Annotated in this window: 12 protein-coding genes; 3 read left to right on the top strand and 9 right to left on the bottom strand. The window is 52.6% G+C overall.

The features are described 5' to 3' along the window. Positions 1-78: 78 nt before the first annotated feature. Positions 79-2973, bottom strand: a complete 2895-nt coding sequence (locus ACTUJZ_RS08115) for a M16 family metallopeptidase (RefSeq protein ID WP_463635791.1) — start codon at positions 2971-2973, stop codon at positions 79-81. A 188-nt stretch (positions 2974-3161) separates the two neighbouring features. Between ACTUJZ_RS08115 and ACTUJZ_RS08110 the strand changes: the two genes are divergently transcribed. The 3 genes from ACTUJZ_RS08110 to ACTUJZ_RS08100 are packed head-to-tail and all read left to right on the top strand — an operon-like array spanning position 3162 to position 5347. Next, positions 3162-3719: an Hpt domain-containing protein gene (locus tag ACTUJZ_RS08110; RefSeq protein ID WP_463635790.1), complete on the top strand. Its 558-nt coding sequence runs from the start codon at positions 3162-3164 to the stop codon at positions 3717-3719. Further along, positions 3720-4415: a TIGR01621 family pseudouridine synthase gene (locus ACTUJZ_RS08105; RefSeq protein ID WP_463635789.1), complete on the top strand. Its 696-nt coding sequence runs from the start codon at positions 3720-3722 to the stop codon at positions 4413-4415. It abuts the gene before it with no gap. Between the two features lie 8 nt (positions 4416-4423). Continuing rightward, entirely contained in the window at positions 4424-5347 is a 924-nt protein-coding gene (locus tag ACTUJZ_RS08100; RefSeq protein WP_463635788.1) for a ketopantoate reductase family protein, read from the top strand. Here ACTUJZ_RS08100 and lysS read toward each other — a convergent pair. The 8 genes from lysS to ACTUJZ_RS08060 all read right to left on the bottom strand — a co-directional run bounded on the left by lysS (position 5338) and on the right by ACTUJZ_RS08060 (position 15489). Continuing rightward, entirely contained in the window at positions 5338-6879 is a 1542-nt protein-coding gene (gene lysS / locus ACTUJZ_RS08095; protein WP_463635787.1) for a lysine--tRNA ligase, read from the bottom strand. The two genes, ACTUJZ_RS08100 and lysS, sit on opposite strands and share 10 nt — an antisense overlap. 15 nt (positions 6880-6894) lie before the next feature. Next, positions 6895-7993 (bottom strand): peptide chain release factor 2 gene (prfB, locus tag ACTUJZ_RS08090; protein ID WP_463635786.1). Its coding sequence is split into 2 segments (ribosomal slippage): positions 6895-7917 and positions 7919-7993, totalling 1098 coding nucleotides; the frame shifts between segments, so codons are not numbered across the junction. A gap of 145 nt (positions 7994-8138) precedes the next feature. Continuing rightward, positions 8139-8708: an NADPH-dependent FMN reductase gene (locus ACTUJZ_RS08085; RefSeq protein ID WP_463635785.1), complete on the bottom strand. Its 570-nt coding sequence runs from the start codon at positions 8706-8708 to the stop codon at positions 8139-8141. Between the two features lie 85 nt (positions 8709-8793). Continuing rightward, positions 8794-10527, bottom strand: coding sequence for an arginine--tRNA ligase (gene argS, locus ACTUJZ_RS08080; RefSeq protein ID WP_463635784.1), 1734 nt, complete (start codon positions 10525-10527; stop codon positions 8794-8796). A gap of 11 nt (positions 10528-10538) precedes the next feature. After that, entirely contained in the window at positions 10539-12122 is a 1584-nt protein-coding gene (prfC, locus tag ACTUJZ_RS08075) for a peptide chain release factor 3 (RefSeq protein WP_463635783.1), read from the bottom strand. Positions 12123-12605: 483 nt separating this feature from the next. Next, positions 12606-12752, bottom strand: a complete 147-nt coding sequence (locus ACTUJZ_RS08070; protein ID WP_463635782.1) for a class IIb bacteriocin, lactobin A/cerein 7B family — start codon at positions 12750-12752, stop codon at positions 12606-12608. A gap of 190 nt (positions 12753-12942) precedes the next feature. Beyond that, on the bottom strand, positions 12943-13260 hold the full coding sequence (locus ACTUJZ_RS08065; protein WP_463635781.1) for a 2OG-Fe(II) oxygenase: 318 nt from the start codon (positions 13258-13260) through the stop codon (positions 12943-12945). Between the two features lie 129 nt (positions 13261-13389). After that, entirely contained in the window at positions 13390-15489 is a 2100-nt protein-coding gene (locus ACTUJZ_RS08060) for a hypothetical protein (protein WP_463635780.1), read from the bottom strand. Between the last annotated feature and the right edge of the window lie 134 nt (positions 15490-15623).

Here is a 15623-nt window from a genome sequence, read left to right as displayed (position 1 = left end):
TATCAATGGCCCCCTTAAATAAAGGGGGCACCAGGTGAATTCAATAAGGCTTGCCGGTTTATACGACGAATCGTAGCATTACGGTGTTAATCGGCGTTGGGTTCGCTCCTGCAGCGACAATCTGAAGATAGGCAAACCCAAAGTGCGTAATTGTTCCAGAATTTTTGCCTCATCGCCAACAACAATTATTTGCAGATTTTCGGTATCTAACTGCCGGGCGGCCAGGGTGTTTAATTCCTCCAGCGTTATGGCATTGATGATGTCTAACTGCTGGCGCCGGTAATCATCCGGCAGCTCAAATGCCTGCAACTGACTTAAAAAGCGGGCTTTGCTGGCCGGGGTCTCAAACTCCAGCGCATCACTTAAGGTAAAGGCATTGCGCATAAAGCGCAGCTCGTCAGCGGTCATACCCTCTTGCTGATAGGTGCGGATCTCGGCAAGCATCTCTTCAATCCCTTGCACGGTATACTCACCCTGCAAATCTGCCGAGGCCTGAAACCAGCCTAAGGTTTTGCCACCGGCAAAAGTGGTAGACGCCCCGTAGGTATAGCCTTTGTCCTCGCGCAGGTTCAAATTCACCCGGCTGTTAAACGCCCCGCCTAACGGAAAATTCAGCAAACGCGAACGAAAATACTCACCGGTGGCATCAAAGGTGGGGCCCGGCTTAACCATGCGCACCACCGACTGCACACTTTCTGGGTTATCCACCAGATACAGGCGGGCCTGCTGATAATCCGGAAACTCGTTAAATTCAGGCACGGTATAAGCAGTTTGCTGCCATTGCTCTAAAAATGCCAGGGTCGGGGTCAAGGCTTCCTGGGGCAGATCACTGACCACCACCGCATGGGCATGAGCCGGGGTGTAGTACTGGGCATAAAATTGTTTGATATCGTCCAGCGTGATGTTGGCCAATGTTTCCAGTGTGCCCTGCTCTGGCAGGCTCAACCGATGGTTTTTTCCAAACAATACCCAATCACGCGCCAGTGTGGCCATCATCTCCGGGTTTTTCAGCTGTTGCTGCATGCCCTGCATTACGCGGGCTTTCATGCGTTCAAAATCCTGGGCTAAAAAGGCCGGGTTTAACAGTTTTTCCTCTAACAAGGCAAAGGTGTCGTCCAGATGCTTGGTCAGACTGGACACGGTAACCCGGGTGTAGCGGCCGGAGGTGCTAAATTGAATTGAGCTGCCCAGCTTGGCCAGCTCATTGGCCATGGCTTCATTGGAGTAGCGCTCGGTTGACTCATTCATCATCAGAGCGGTCAGGTAGGCGGTACCGGCTTTTTCAGCCGAATCCAGCAATATGCCGCCCTCCATCACCAACGAGAATGTCACTGTCGGTGTTTCGTCGCTGGTTACACCCAACAGGGTGATATCCCCCGGTAAAGTATGCTCCCAGTATTCGGGCACCGTGACCACTGGGGTCGGGCCGGCCTGGGGCACTTGACTGCGATCAAAGCTATCGCTGATAGAGGCAGTCTGCACCTCACTGGTTGGCGCTGGGTCGGTAATAGTGCGTCCAGGGACGGTAAAATTAGGCTCTCTGGCCGCCAATTGAGTTTGACCTTGCGGCACCACACTCAAGTACACACCGTGGCCGTGTTTAATGTATTTACGATACACGCGCATCACATCAGCTGCACTGACCGCGTTGTACCGCTCAATATCGGCGGCCACCAAATCCGGCTGTTCATGAAAAGTTTCCCCGGCTGCCAGTTGCGACACCTTGCCGGCCACACTTTGCAGGCCAAACACCGTCGATGCTTCAATCGCGGCTTTGGTACGCGCTAGGTCATCGGGCTGTACACCGCGCTGCTCAAATTCGGCCAGAGTCTGGGCAATGATTTGTTCAAGTTGATTTAACCCTTTTACACTGGCCGGATTTGCCAGTGCCAGTAGCTGAAATTCACAGGCCAGTTCACGGCAAGGATGATTGACTGCTGCCTGCACCGCTTTGCCCTGTTTTACGAGGTTTTTGTACAATAAGGAGGTTTTGCCACTGCCTAAGATATCTGCCAGCACATCCAACGGCGCTTCATCAGGATGCCGGGCATACACAGTGGGAAAGGTAATTTGCAGCAAAGGCAGGTGCACATTGTCTTCCAGCGTGATGTAGCGGTTTTGCTCTAATGTGACCGGCGCAGGCTCTGCATCGCTCACCGCCGGCCCGCTGGGAATCGACCCAAAATACTGCTCCACCCAGGCTTTGGTTTGTGCAATATCAATATCGCCGCCAATGGTCAGCACCGCATTGTTAGGGCCATACCAGCGTTTGAAAAAGGCCTTAAGATCGTCCACGTTAACCCGGTCTAAATCTTCGACATAGCCAATCGGCAGCCAGGAATATGGATGATCGGCCGGGTACAAGGCCTGGGCAGTACGCTCGCTGCGCAGCCCGTAAGGCTGATTGTCGATACGCTGAGCCCGTTCATTTTTTACTGTCGCCCGCTGATTTTCAAATTTTTGCTGGTCTACCGCGGGTAACAAAAAGCCCATGCGGTCGGCTTCCAGCCACAACACTTTTTCCAGCTGGTTGGCCGGCACAGTCTGAAAATAATTGGTGCGATCATGACTGGTGGTGCCGTTTAGCGACCCGCCCGCCTCGGTGATGAGTTTAAAGTGCTGTTCATCGGCCACATGTTGTGAGCCCTGGAACATCATATGTTCAAAAAAATGCGCAAAGCCGGACTTACCCAATTCTTCTCTGGCCGAGCCCACATGATAGGTCATGTCGACATGCACCAGCGGGTCAGACGTATCCTTGTGCAAAATCACTGTCAGACCATTGTCTAACTGATATTTGGTATGCTCTATCTTAAGCTGCTGCTGTTTGTTACCGGGCTGGCTAGCTGCAGCTGTTTCGACTGTAGGCGCTTCGGCCGCAGTGGAGTCAGTCTGAAAGGCTTGCTGGCATCCTGCCAGGCTGGCAATCAGGGTCAGCATCACAATGCTGAGAGTGTGTTTGCGAAGTACCATTGCGCATTCCTTGTGGTTTTTATTAACGCAGATGTCAGAGGGCCAGATGACCGGGATGACCTGCACAGGCTAAGAAATAGCAGCCTATCAAATTTTTCGGCAGATAACGCCTGTTCTTAGCGGACAGGTTGTATCAATTTATGCAGGCATAGCCTACACTTTTAGCTGTCACCATCAGGGATTTTAAGATGAATAACGCTTTACCGATCATAGACCTGGAGTTTGGTACCGCGCAATTAAGCGGTAATCAGGCTATGTTTATTCGTTTGCTGGAAAAACTGGCAGCTGAGTACGAGCATCTGGATGCCCGTTTAGGCAGTGCACTGGCTGCTGCGCAGTGGGATGAGGTGCGTATTTTGGTGCATACCCTAAAAGGGGTGTCGGGTAATCTGGGCTGTAGCGCCTTGCACGAGCAGGCCCGTATCTACGAAGAATCCATCAAGCGCAGTCATGAAATTCCGCACAATCATCAGCAACTGCTGGAAACCCACGAACAAACCCTGGCTGCCATTACAAAGTTGAGCCAGGCAGAAGCCGCACCGGCAGAGTCCGCCACCGCTGCTGAGCCGGCGGCTGCTGATAAAAGCGCATTGTTGCAGGCGCTGGAGCAACACGAATTTATTCCACAGGAAAAACTGGATGGCTGGTTACAGGGAATTGGCCTGCAGGACGATGCCGAGAATGCCCTGCGCGAGGCCATTGATGAGTTGGATTACGAAGCAGCAATTGCACTGGTTAAAGCATAAATGCCGGCGATCTCCATTCTGCTGGCCAATGACGATTTTTATGTGGTCCACAAGCCTGCCGGGGTCACCATGCATGACAGTGACCAGGGTATTATCACGCTCTTAGCGGCCCAGCTTGACGAGTTGGATTTATATCTATGCCACCGGCTGGATGATGGCACCTCAGGTTGTTTGATCATCGCCCGCAATGCCGCCGCAGCGGCGACCTTAAGTGGGCTATTTGCCCGGCGCGAGATACAAAAATATTATGTGGCCCTCGCCCCGGGCAAACCGAAAAAAAAGCAAGGCAGTATTGTTGGAGATATGAAAAACCGACGGGGCGGCCAGCATATCCTGTTAAAAAGCCGGGAAAACCCGGCGGCCACTCAGTTTTTTTGCCAAAGCATCAGCCCCGGGCTGCGCGCTTATCTGGTACGCCCGCTCACCGGCAAGACCCATCAAATCCGGGTGGCGCTGAAAAGCCTGGGCTGCCCTATCTTAGGCGACCAACTGTATGGCGGAAAGAATGCCGACCGCTTATACCTGCATGCCTGGCAGGTCGAATTTCACTATGCCGGGCAACATTTTGTTGTACACTGTAACCCTGCTTTGGGCAGTCAATTTTTAACAACAGCTTTTAGCGAGTGGTTGGCACGCTACACCGCACCGGCGGCACTTCCCTGGCCTGACCTAAAACTGTCTTCAACCATGTTATAGGACATCGGATGGCAACTCCAATTGCCGGGCGCATACAAATCATTGGCAGTGGTGCTATCGGCTCTTTAATCGCCGCTGGCGCACAAAAAAATCATATTCCCTACAGTTTGGCGCCACGCGCCGCCAATCGCTTAACTCAGCGGCTGATGAACTACAGCGGTCAAGCCTTATGGTTTTCGGATATGCTTTCCCCAGCCGAGCAACTGAGCGAGCAGGACTTGCTGGTGTTGCCGCTTAAGGTGTTTCAGCTGGCCGATGCCGCCCGGGAGTGGCGCGATAAAATGCATCCGCAAACGCCGGTGCTGTTGCTTCACAATGGCATGGGCGGGTTGGAAAGTGTGCGTGAGGTACTGCCTAAACACCCGATTTATCAGGCTACCACCAGCCATGCTGCTATGAAAACCAACCCCCATGAAGTGAAGCATACAGGGTTTGGCCGCACGGTATTTGGTGAGGCACCGGACAACCCGGGCAGCAGTGCGCGTCAGTTAGAATACATTTTTGAAACCCTAAGCCGCTGTTTACAGCCGGTGACCTGGCACAACAATATTACCGAGGCGTTGTGGTTAAAGCTGGCCATCAATGCTGTGATCAACCCTCTGACCACCTTGCATGATATTCCCAATGGCGAGCTGCAAAGCAGCCGGTTTACCGGCCATGTGCGGGATATTTGCCAGGAAGTGGCACTGGTGATGCAGGCGCACCGGGTGAATTATTCACTGGCTACCTTACAGGAGCAGGTGCAGCAAGTAATCAAAGCCACCGCCGCCAACTTTTCCAGCATGCATCAGGATGTAAAACTTAAGCGCCGCACCGAGATTGATGCCATCAATGGTTTTATTGTAGAAGCAGCCAATAAAAAAGGCATCGACGTGCCCGTCAATGCCTTTTTGTACCGCAAAATTAAAGCCCTTGAGTCAGCTTATTCCTGACCTTCCGGGCGCATGTGCGGGAATAAAATCACATCTTTGATGGTCGGGCTGTCGGTCAGCAGCATGGTCAGGCGGTCGATACCGATGCCCTGCCCGGCTGTTGGCGGTAAACCGTATTCCAGCGCGCGGATATAATCGTCATCAAAGTGCATGGCTTCATCATCGCCGGCTTCTTTTTCAGACACCTGCTTACGAAAACGCTCAGCCTGATCTTCAGAGTCATTCAACTCGCTAAAGCCATTGGCAATTTCACGGCCGCCCACAAAAAACTCAAAGCGATCGGTGATAAACGGGTTATCATCGTTGCGTCGCGCCAGCGGCGACACTTCCCACGGGTATTCAGTGATAAAGGTCGGCTGTTCCAGCTGTTCTTCGGCGGTGGCTTCAAAGATTTCACACAGATACTTACCCGCGCCCCAGATACCTTCCACTTCTGGCTCTTTGATATGCAACTGCTTGGCCATGGCTTTAAGCTCATCCAAATGCGCTTCAGGATCACGAATTGCCGCTTCATTGGCTTCCGGCCAGTATTTTAAGATGGCATCGCCCATGCTCAGACGGTCAAATGGCTGACTGAAGTCATAGTGCTTTTCTTCGGTGACATTGCCTTCGCTGTCACGCACAGTATTGACCACCTTGCTGCTGCCCAGAATATCCTGAGTCACAGTGCGCAGCATATCTTCGGTCAGGTCCATCAAATCATTGTAATCAGCATAGGCCTGGTAGAATTCCAGCATAGTAAATTCTGGATTGTGCCGGGTCGACAAACCTTCATTACGGAAGTTACGGTTGATTTCAAACACCCTTTCCATACCGCCGACCACTAAGCGCTTCAGATACAGCTCCGGGGCAATACGCAGGTACATATCAATGTCCATGGCATTGTGGTGGGTCACAAACGGCTTGGCAGTGGCGCCACCTGGGATCACCTGCAACATCGGAGTTTCCACCTCGATGAATTTACGCTGGGTCAGATACTGGCGAATACCGTTAATCAACTCACTGCGAATGCGGAAGGTTTCACGGGTTTTATCGCTGGTGATCAGATCCACATAACGCTGACGGTATTTAGTTTCCTGATCGCTCAGGCCATGGAATTTTTCCGGCAACGGGCGCAGCGCCTTGGTCAGCAATTCATACTCGGCCATGTCCACATACAAATCGCCTTTACCGGATTTATTGAGAGTCCCGGCCACGCCAATGATATCGCCGATATCCAGGCTGCCGTAGCGGGCCTTGATGTCTTTTTGAGTATCTTTGGACGCATAGGCCTGCACCCGGCCGGTCATATCCTGCAGCAGAATAAACGGGCCACGCTTAGCCATGATGCGGCCAGCGATGCTGACCTGGTGACCTTGCTCAATCAGGGTTTCTTTATCCAGCTCGCCAAAGGCCTGCTGTAATTCATCAGCGTAGTTTTCCCGGCGGAATGAATTAGGGAATCCGTTGGCGCGGCAGGTTTCCCGCAGTGCGCTCAATTTTGCCCGGCGCTCGGCAATCAGTTTGTTTTCGTCTTGCTGTTGACTGGTCATAACATCACTTGTTTGTTAAAGCCCGGACTTCAGGCTGGCTTCGATAAATTTGTCTAGGTCGCCGTCAAGTACGGCTTGGGTATTACGGTTTTCAATCCCGGTACGCAAATCCTTGATGCGCGAATCATCCAGCACATAAGAGCGGATCTGGCTGCCCCAGCCGATATCGGACTTGCTGTCTTCCAAGGCCTGTTTTTCTGCAGTTTGTTTTTGCAGCTCAAACTCATACAGCTTGGCTTTCAGCTGTTTCATGGCCTGATCTTTGTTTTTGTGCTGCGAGCGGTCATTCTGGCACTGCACCACAATCCCGGTAGGTTCGTGGGTGATACGCACCGCTGAATCGGTCCGGTTAACGTGCTGACCACCGGCGCCTGAGGCCCGGTAAGTATCCACCCGCAAGTCAGCCGGGTTGATTTCGATATCAATATCGTCATCAATTTCCGGGTACACAAACGCCGATGAAAACGAGGTATGCCGACGGTTGCCCGAATCAAAGGGCGACTTTCGGACTAAGCGGTGCACGCCGGTCTCGGTGCGCAGCCAGCCAAAGGCATATTCGCCCTGAAAACGGATGGTGGCACTTTTGATGCCGGCCACATCGCCTTCTGACAATTCGATGATTTCGGTTTTATAGCCGTGGGCTTCGCCCCAGCGCAGGTACATGCGCAGCAGCATATTTGCCCAGTCCTGTGCTTCGGTGCCGCCGGAGCCGGCTTGCAGGTCGACATAACAGTCGGCAGCATCATTGGGACCGGAGAACATGCGGCGAAATTCCAGCGTTTCCAGCTGTTCAATCAGCCCGTCTATTTCTCCTTTGGCTTCTTCAAAGGTTTCTTCATCTTCGGCTTCTACCGCCAGCTCGACCAGGCCTTCGACATCTTCAGCGCCCTGCTCCAGCTGGACGATGGTTTCCACTACCTGCTCTAAAGCCACCTTTTCTTTGCCCAGTGCCTGGGCGCGGTCGGGTTCATTCCAAACATCCGGGCTTTCTAATTCCCGGTTGACTTCTTCTAAGCGCTCTGACTTTGTATCGAAGTCAAAGATACCCCCTAAGCGCCTGGGTTCTTACCCGAATATCGGCAATGGCGTTTTGAACTGGATTAATTTCGAACATGATCCGCTCTGTCGGTTGATAGATTAAGACCGCGAATAGTAACGAAATTACAGCTTTTTTAATAGCCGTGATACCAAAAGAAATTGGTCTGGGTACTGCCAAAAAGGCATATGCGCGGGGCCTGGGAACAGCCCCGCTGACAGGATTAGCTCAAACGCTGTAGTAATTGCGCGGTGTCTCGGCCCACCCCTTTAAGTTGCTTGATAGTTTTTTCATCGTGCACTTCGCCTTGTTCATTGATCACAGAGTCGGCCTTGCCGATGGCTTTTTGGTTGGGAATCACCATCACACCTACATTTTCCAGTAACGTGCGCAGTGCTGTCAGCGCGCGCAGGCCACCCAGCGCGCCAGGTGAGGCAGCAATTAGACCGGCCACCTTACCTTTATAGGCTTGCAATACTTTTTCGTCACCGGCCTGGCGGGATGCCCAGTCCAGGGCATTTTTCAGCAATGCCGGGTAGCTGCTGTTGTATTCAGGGGTCGCAATCAAAAACCCGTCGTGACTCATCAGCAATTCTTTAAATGCCTGGGCGCGCTCCGGAATACCGTACTCGGCTTCATCGTCCTGATTAAAGATCGGCATCGCGTAGTCGGCCAGATTAATCAGGGTCACTTCAACACCTGCTTCTTCGGCGCCTTTGACTGCAGTGTTTAAGATAGATTGATTAAATGACTGGCGGCGTGTGCTGCCGGCAAATGCAAGTAACTTTGGCATGTTGGCTCCTGGTATAAAAAAAGGCTGTCGAAACAGCCTTTTTTAAAACGATAACAGCAAGATGCTGCGGCTTAGATAGCCTAGTTTACATTTTTTCTAAGGTTTCGATACCCAACAGGGCCAAGCCTTGGGACAGGGTATTGGAAACCAACGCTGCCAGCGCCAGGCGGCTATGACGCACAGCGATGGGCGTATCGTCGCGTAAGATCGGGCAGGCTTCGTAGAAGCTCATAAAGGCCGAGGCCAGATCGTACAGGTAGGCACACAGCACATGCGGGGTGGCATCGCGGGCCACTACGGACAAGGTTTCTTCCAGCTGCATCAGCTGCACCGCCAAATGATGTTCCTGCTTTTCGTGCAGTTCGATGGCTACCGGCAAGTCGGCCACTGAGATACCTGATTTGCGGAAAATGCTTTGTACCCGGGTGAAGGCATACTGCAGATACGGCGCCGTGTTCCCCTCAAAGCTGAGCATAGTGTCCCAGTTGAACACATAATCGGTGGTACGGTTTTTACTTAAGTCAGCATATTTGACCGCGCCGATGCCCACCTTGCGCGCCACTTCATCCAGCTCAGCAGCACTTAAATCGGTATCCCGTTGAGTCAGCAAGGTGCGGGCACGCTGCACCGCTTCATCCAGCAGCTCCACCAGCTTGACCGTGCCGCCGGAACGGGTTTTAAACGGCCTGCCATCACTGCCCAGCATCATACCGAACGGGCAATGCTCGTAGCTTTGACTGTCCTGCATAAAGCCGGCTTTGCGACCAACCATTTCGGTTTGTTTAAAATGCAGCGCCTGGCGCGCATCCGTCAGAATCAGGGTGCGATCGGCATTTAAAGTCTGGCTGCGGTAGCGCATGGCCGCCAAATCGGTGGTGGCATACAGATAACCGCCACCGGATTTTTGCACGATATACACCGCTGGCTTGCCTTCTTTGTCAGCCAGTTCAGGCAAAAAGACTACCTGAGCGCCCTGGTCTTCCACCGCAATGCCTTTGGCTTTGAGGTCGGCAACCACATTGGCCAGGTCATGGTTATAGGCTGACTCGCCCATGATGTCTTCACGGGTCAGGCTGACATTGAGCTTGGCATACACTTCTTCACTGTGCTGGATACTGATGTCAATAAAGGTATCCCACAGCGCCAGACAGGCTTCGTCACCGCCTTGTAGTTTGACCACAAATTCACGAGCACGGTCGGCAAAACCGTCTTCTTCGTCAAAGCGCACTTTGGCTTCGCGGTAAAAATCTTCCAGATCCGAGAGCGCGGTTTCGGCCATCTGGTTATCGGCCAGCTTGTCATTAAAGTGCGCCAGCAGCATGCCGAACTGGGTACCCCAGTCACCCATGTGGTTTTGGCGAATAACAATGTGACCTAAAAACTCCAGCAGTTTGACCACACTGTCGCCAATGATGGTGGTACGCAAATGGCCCACGTGCATTTCTTTGGCCAGGTTAGGTGAGCTGTAGTCTACCACTACAGTTTGTTGCGGCTGTTTGGCGATTCCTAAGCGCGGATCGTGCAACGCCAGCTCACACTGATTGGCCAGCCAGGTGTCATTCAGGTGGATATTGATAAAGCCGGGGCCAGCGATTTCCAGCTTGCTGGCGATATCTGACAGGCGCACCTGCTCAACAATCTGCTGAGCGATATCGCGGGGCTTTTGTTTAAGTGTTTTGGCCAACGCCATGGCGCCGTTGAACTGATACTCGCCAAACTCAGGGCGGGCGCTGCGGGCCACAGGCACCGGCGCATCCGCAATGTTCATATCTTCTAATGCCTGGGTAAAACGGCTTACCAGTAGTGCATGTATATTCATAATTGTCAGTCTTAATGTTCGCGAGTATGAGTAAATTCGATATCCGGATAGCGTTCCTGCGCAAGCTGCAGATTGACCATGGTCGGTGCAATATAGGTCAGGTTGTCACCGCCATCCAGTGCCAGGTTTGCTTCCGCTTTGCGACGGAATTCATCCAGCTTGCGCTCATCCTTGGCATACACCCAGCGCGCAGTACTGACATTGATATGCTCATACAGCGCATCCACGTTGTATTCGGCTTTTAAGCGGGCCACCACCACATCAAACTGCAGCACCCCGACCGCGCCCACAATTAAATCATTGTTGATCAGCGGGCGGAATACCTGCACAGCGCCTTCTTCAGACAGCTGGATCAGGCCTTTAAGCAACTGTTTTTGTTTCATTGGATCGCGCAACCGAATCCGCTTGAACAACTCGGGGGCAAAGTTGGGGATACCGGTAAAGCGGAAGTTATCGCCGGCGGTAAAGGTATCGCCAATGCGAATGGTACCGTGGTTGTGCAGGCCAATGATATCGCCGGCATAGGCTTCTTCCAGCAGGGCCCGGTCACCGGCTAAAAAGGTCAGCGCATCAGCAATGCGGATATCTTTACCGATGCGGGTATGGCGCATCTTCATGCCTTTTTCATATTTACCCGACACAATCCGGCAAAAGGCTACCCGGTCACGATGGCGGGGGTCCATATTGGCCTGGATCTTAAACACAAAGCCACTGAAGCCCGGCTCACTGGCTTCAACTTTGCCTTCTTCGGTCTCGCGGCTTTTAGGCGCAGGCGCCCACTCCACCAGCCCGTCCAGCATATGGTCGACCCCAAAGTTACCCAGAGCTGTACCAAAGTACACCGGGGTCAGTTCGCCCGCCAAAAACAGCTCTTTGTCGAACTCGTTGGACGCGCCCATGACCAATTCCAGCTCATCGCGCAGGGTTTGCGCTAAATCACTGCCCACGGCCGTATCCAGTTCAGGGTTGTCTAAGCCTTTTACAATGCGCACATCCTGAATGGTGTGACCCAAACCACTTTTGTACAAAACGGTCTCATCGCGATGCAGATGGTACACCCCTTTAAAGCTTTTACCACTGCCAATGGGCCAGGTGATAGGCGCACACAATATATCCAGCTCAGTTTCCACTTCATCCAGCAATTCCATCGGGTCGCGGATATCGCGGTCAAGCTTGTTCATAAACGTAATGATGGGCGTATCACGCAACCGGGTCACTTCCATCAGCTTGCGGGTTCGGGCCTCAACCCCTTTGGCCGCATCGATGACCATCAAACAGGAGTCCACCGCAGTCAGGGTGCGGTAGGTATCTTCAGAAAAGTCTTCGTGCCCCGGAGTATCCAGTAGGTTGACCAGATGGTCCTGATACGGAAACTGCATTACCGAGGTGGTGACCGAGATCCCCCGCTCTTTTTCCATCTCCATCCAGTCTGATTTGGCATGCTGCCCCGATTTTTTACCTTTTACAGTACCGGCGGTTTGTAGCGCGCGGCCAAACAGCAGCACTTTTTCGGTGATAGTGGTTTTACCCGCATCCGGGTGCGAAATAATTGCAAAGGTGCGTCTGGACCTTATTTGCTCTAGCAAGTCGCTCATTAGTATCTCGTTGATCTTAGTTTGGGGGACCTGTTAGGGGATCTCAACATGTTACGTTGGGCCGCCAATGGGTGCCTGTGTGATCTAATGGGGCGATTATATAGATAGTGGTAATAATTTGGTAGGCGAGCTTGGTCTTGTTAATTCGGCAAGGGTCGCTTTTTTACCTGCACACAACGCTAACCAAGACATCCCTATAGTGCGGGCTCCTAAATATGTTTCTTGATCTGTCTTTGAAATACAATGGTCACTAAGTTTTTTCGTGTATTTGGTTATAAAAAATGTGAATGCAAACTCCAACCACTATCGATACGCCTTGCGAGAGTAAGGTTGTTATTACACTTTCGTGGCAAACAAAGCTAAAGATAAGCAGTCCATTGCCAACCAACCCTAATACTATCAACATCAACCACAGACTTTTCATGCCTGGCACTCCTGTTTTAGCAGAGGAGCGAATGCTCCTCTGACTTAAGATGTCAACGGTTAACCGTACTTACTCACATAAGTTCCCCACATCGCGGCTTGTAAACCAGCGTCAATCGCTACAACAGCCAAAATAAATGGAACAATACCCCCATTAACTTGATCGACTTCTTCCATGGTTAATTCAGTAATTGGTGAAAAATTCATGTTCTCTTATCCTTGAGGTTAACTGGCGAAGGTACCAGCAAGCACGATTTTCCACGAACAACGATTGAGTGTCACCTGTACAAGAGGCGTGATTTACAGAGGGCTTAACTGATAGATAATAAAGGCGCATAAAGCTCTGCTGCGGGCCGAATGGTCGGGCCCTCAGCAGAACAAAAACGGAAAGGTGAGACTATACGCGGCACACAGATTTGGGCAGATACAGTGCCATTGTAAACAGCTTGCGTTCGCCTTCTTCAATGCGCGACACACTGTGAAAGGCCTGATCCGGACGGAACAAAAATACCCGGTCAAACCAGGCAAAAATAACCTTGTCGGCACTGAACTGGCCACCGCGTTTGGGTTGTTTCAGAACGATATTGAATTTGTAGTATCGACCCTCACCCATAGGATCGTTATGGCGCATCACCTGATGGCCTTCAGGATAGGTAACGATGTTGATTGCAAACCACTTTGAGGTAACCAAGGCACGGTTTATTACACGAGCCATACTTCGAGCTCCTTCGGCTTAACCAGCCGATTTCAACTGTTGAGCGCATTGTGGAGATGCTAACGCAAACGTCAAGGGCCAGGCGGTGAATTTCATCCAGCGGCTCCGGACAACCGGAGCCGGGATACATTATTTCATCTGGCCTAATGCACGCATCTGATCTTGGTACGCTCGATACATGGGTGCCTGATCATCATTTTGTTGCTGAGTGGATTTCAATCCCACTGTGGCGCGACGATTAACAGGCACCGAACCAGGGCTGTTGCAGTATTCTGGCATTGCCACACCGGCAATCCCCTGGCCTACAATAAATGCCCCACCGTTTTCCTCTTCCCACATGGAAAAGATACCCTCGAACACATCGTACATCTGTACATGTTCAAGCGCCTGGAAATGTAAATACGAACTGGCGCTAAAGCGATGGCCACCGGCATAGGCGGTCAGGGCCAGGCCGTACTGGTACGCCAGGTCAGCTGCGTGACGAACCTGATAACGCAAACCAGGGGCATAATCGCTGGCACCAAAACGTCCGGTCCCATCGACATACTGCAGCACGTCCAGCAACAAGGTATCCGCGTTGTCAGTGGAAAACTGAGTGGCCGCAGTGTCGGCCACCAGCGGATCTACCGCCAGTACATCAACCGCCGTGCCCGGGGCCTGGCCGTTCTCTAATTCTGTGATCAAAAAGCCGTCCAGCAACATGCGGTTGTAGCTGTTGTCGGTGTGACTATCGTGAAGTGCACCGGCCAGCACCGTTTGCACGCGTTCTGCATTCTTACCCCACACCTGAGCAAAGATGGTTTGGATCTCTAAGGTACGTGCGGCCTGCCAGTTGGCAATCAACAGGTTTTCCTGCTGCAGTAATGGCATTGCTGCCACTGCGTCGAGTTGCTGGGCACCAGGCCAGCGGGTATGCGCTTGCGCCAGTGCGTAGTCACGGCCATCACGTTGTGGGAAGCTGCGCTTAGCCAGCTCATTACCCAGTTCGATATACAGTGAACGGCTGCTGTCCAATTCCTGATAAAGCAATTCGGCCAGGGCTTCGATATACACATCATCAGCAGCCAGTGGCAGGTTCAGCCACAGATGTGAGCCTGACTGATTGGCCAACGCGGCCATCATTTCGTAAGGCGCGCCCTTGCTGGTGCCCCATGCGCCTGACGTCAGGCTCGCGCGGTTCTGCCAGCCAAACAGACCGGTCACCGCATTGTGATCATCCCCCTGGGCGTATAATAACGCAGGGCTCATCAATGATGCGGTGCGCAGGGTACTGGCCGGAGCTACAAAATTCAGGTAAGGCTGACTGAACAGCTGGCCGTCGGCATTGGGGCGCAACAACTGAATATTGCGCAGATAGTTGCCGGTGTTATTTGGATCGGTGTGGGTAATGCGCACGGTCAGCGCACCACTGCCTGGATAGTACAGGGTCATGCCGCTGGCTGATTGGCTCAGCACATCTGCGTTGTCAATTTCAATGCTACCTTCGCCGTCAAAGGTAAGCGTGTACTCACCCACTTCGTAAGCTTCTGGCACTGCTGAAGTCATCACTTTGGTATAAAGCGCATCAGCCTGGCTACCGTCAGCCAGGGTTAGCGACACGGGCCAGCCATCCGCATCCACCGCAATATTGCCTGGCTCATCGCTGATGGATTTGCCGTGTTGCTCAAAGCCCCAGCTATGTGCGTGTTGAGTCATATCCTGCCCTGGCAGCCCGGCCGTTTTCATCACATCATTGAGCATCCAGGCGGTCATATCATGGCTGATGGCTGATACCTGTACGCCGAGACGAAACGCATTGGCCGCAGCATTATCCGCTTCGCGCAGTTGCGATTGATCAATCAGATCATTAGATACAAACAGGCTAGCCGAAGCGCTGCCGGTGGCCGTCGAGTCGCCGGCAGAATCTTGCTCCGCACCAGCCTGCTCAGAACCGCCTTGCTCTGGTACCGGGTTGCTTGGTGCCGGATTGCTTGGTGCGGGTAAAGGATTGCTCGGTGCAGGCATCGCTGAGGCTGGAGCCGGGGCCGAGGCTGCGGCGGTGCCCGTGCTGGGTGCCGGAGCGGGCGCGCTGGCAGACGGCGCTTTGCTGCTGCCACCGCCACCAGACATGATAGGCGCGATGGCATTAGGCGCAGTGAGCGGTTCGGGGCTGTCACTGCCACCTGATCCACATGCGGTTAAGGTCAGTAAAGAGAAACACACGCCTGGAACTAAAATTTGTTTTTTCATCACTGCAACACACTTCGTTATAGTCAGAGCTGCTATGCGGGAATAGCAAGGAAGATGGGCTAAGAGTAGCTGTGAAGTGGCTGCAACCCTAAGAAAAGCGGGTATGGGCGCTGATACGCGAGTATTCGGCCTGG

It is taken from the genome of Alteromonas sp. WD8-37 (assembly GCF_055326825.1).
This window is presented reverse-complemented; position numbering and strand designations above follow the sequence as displayed.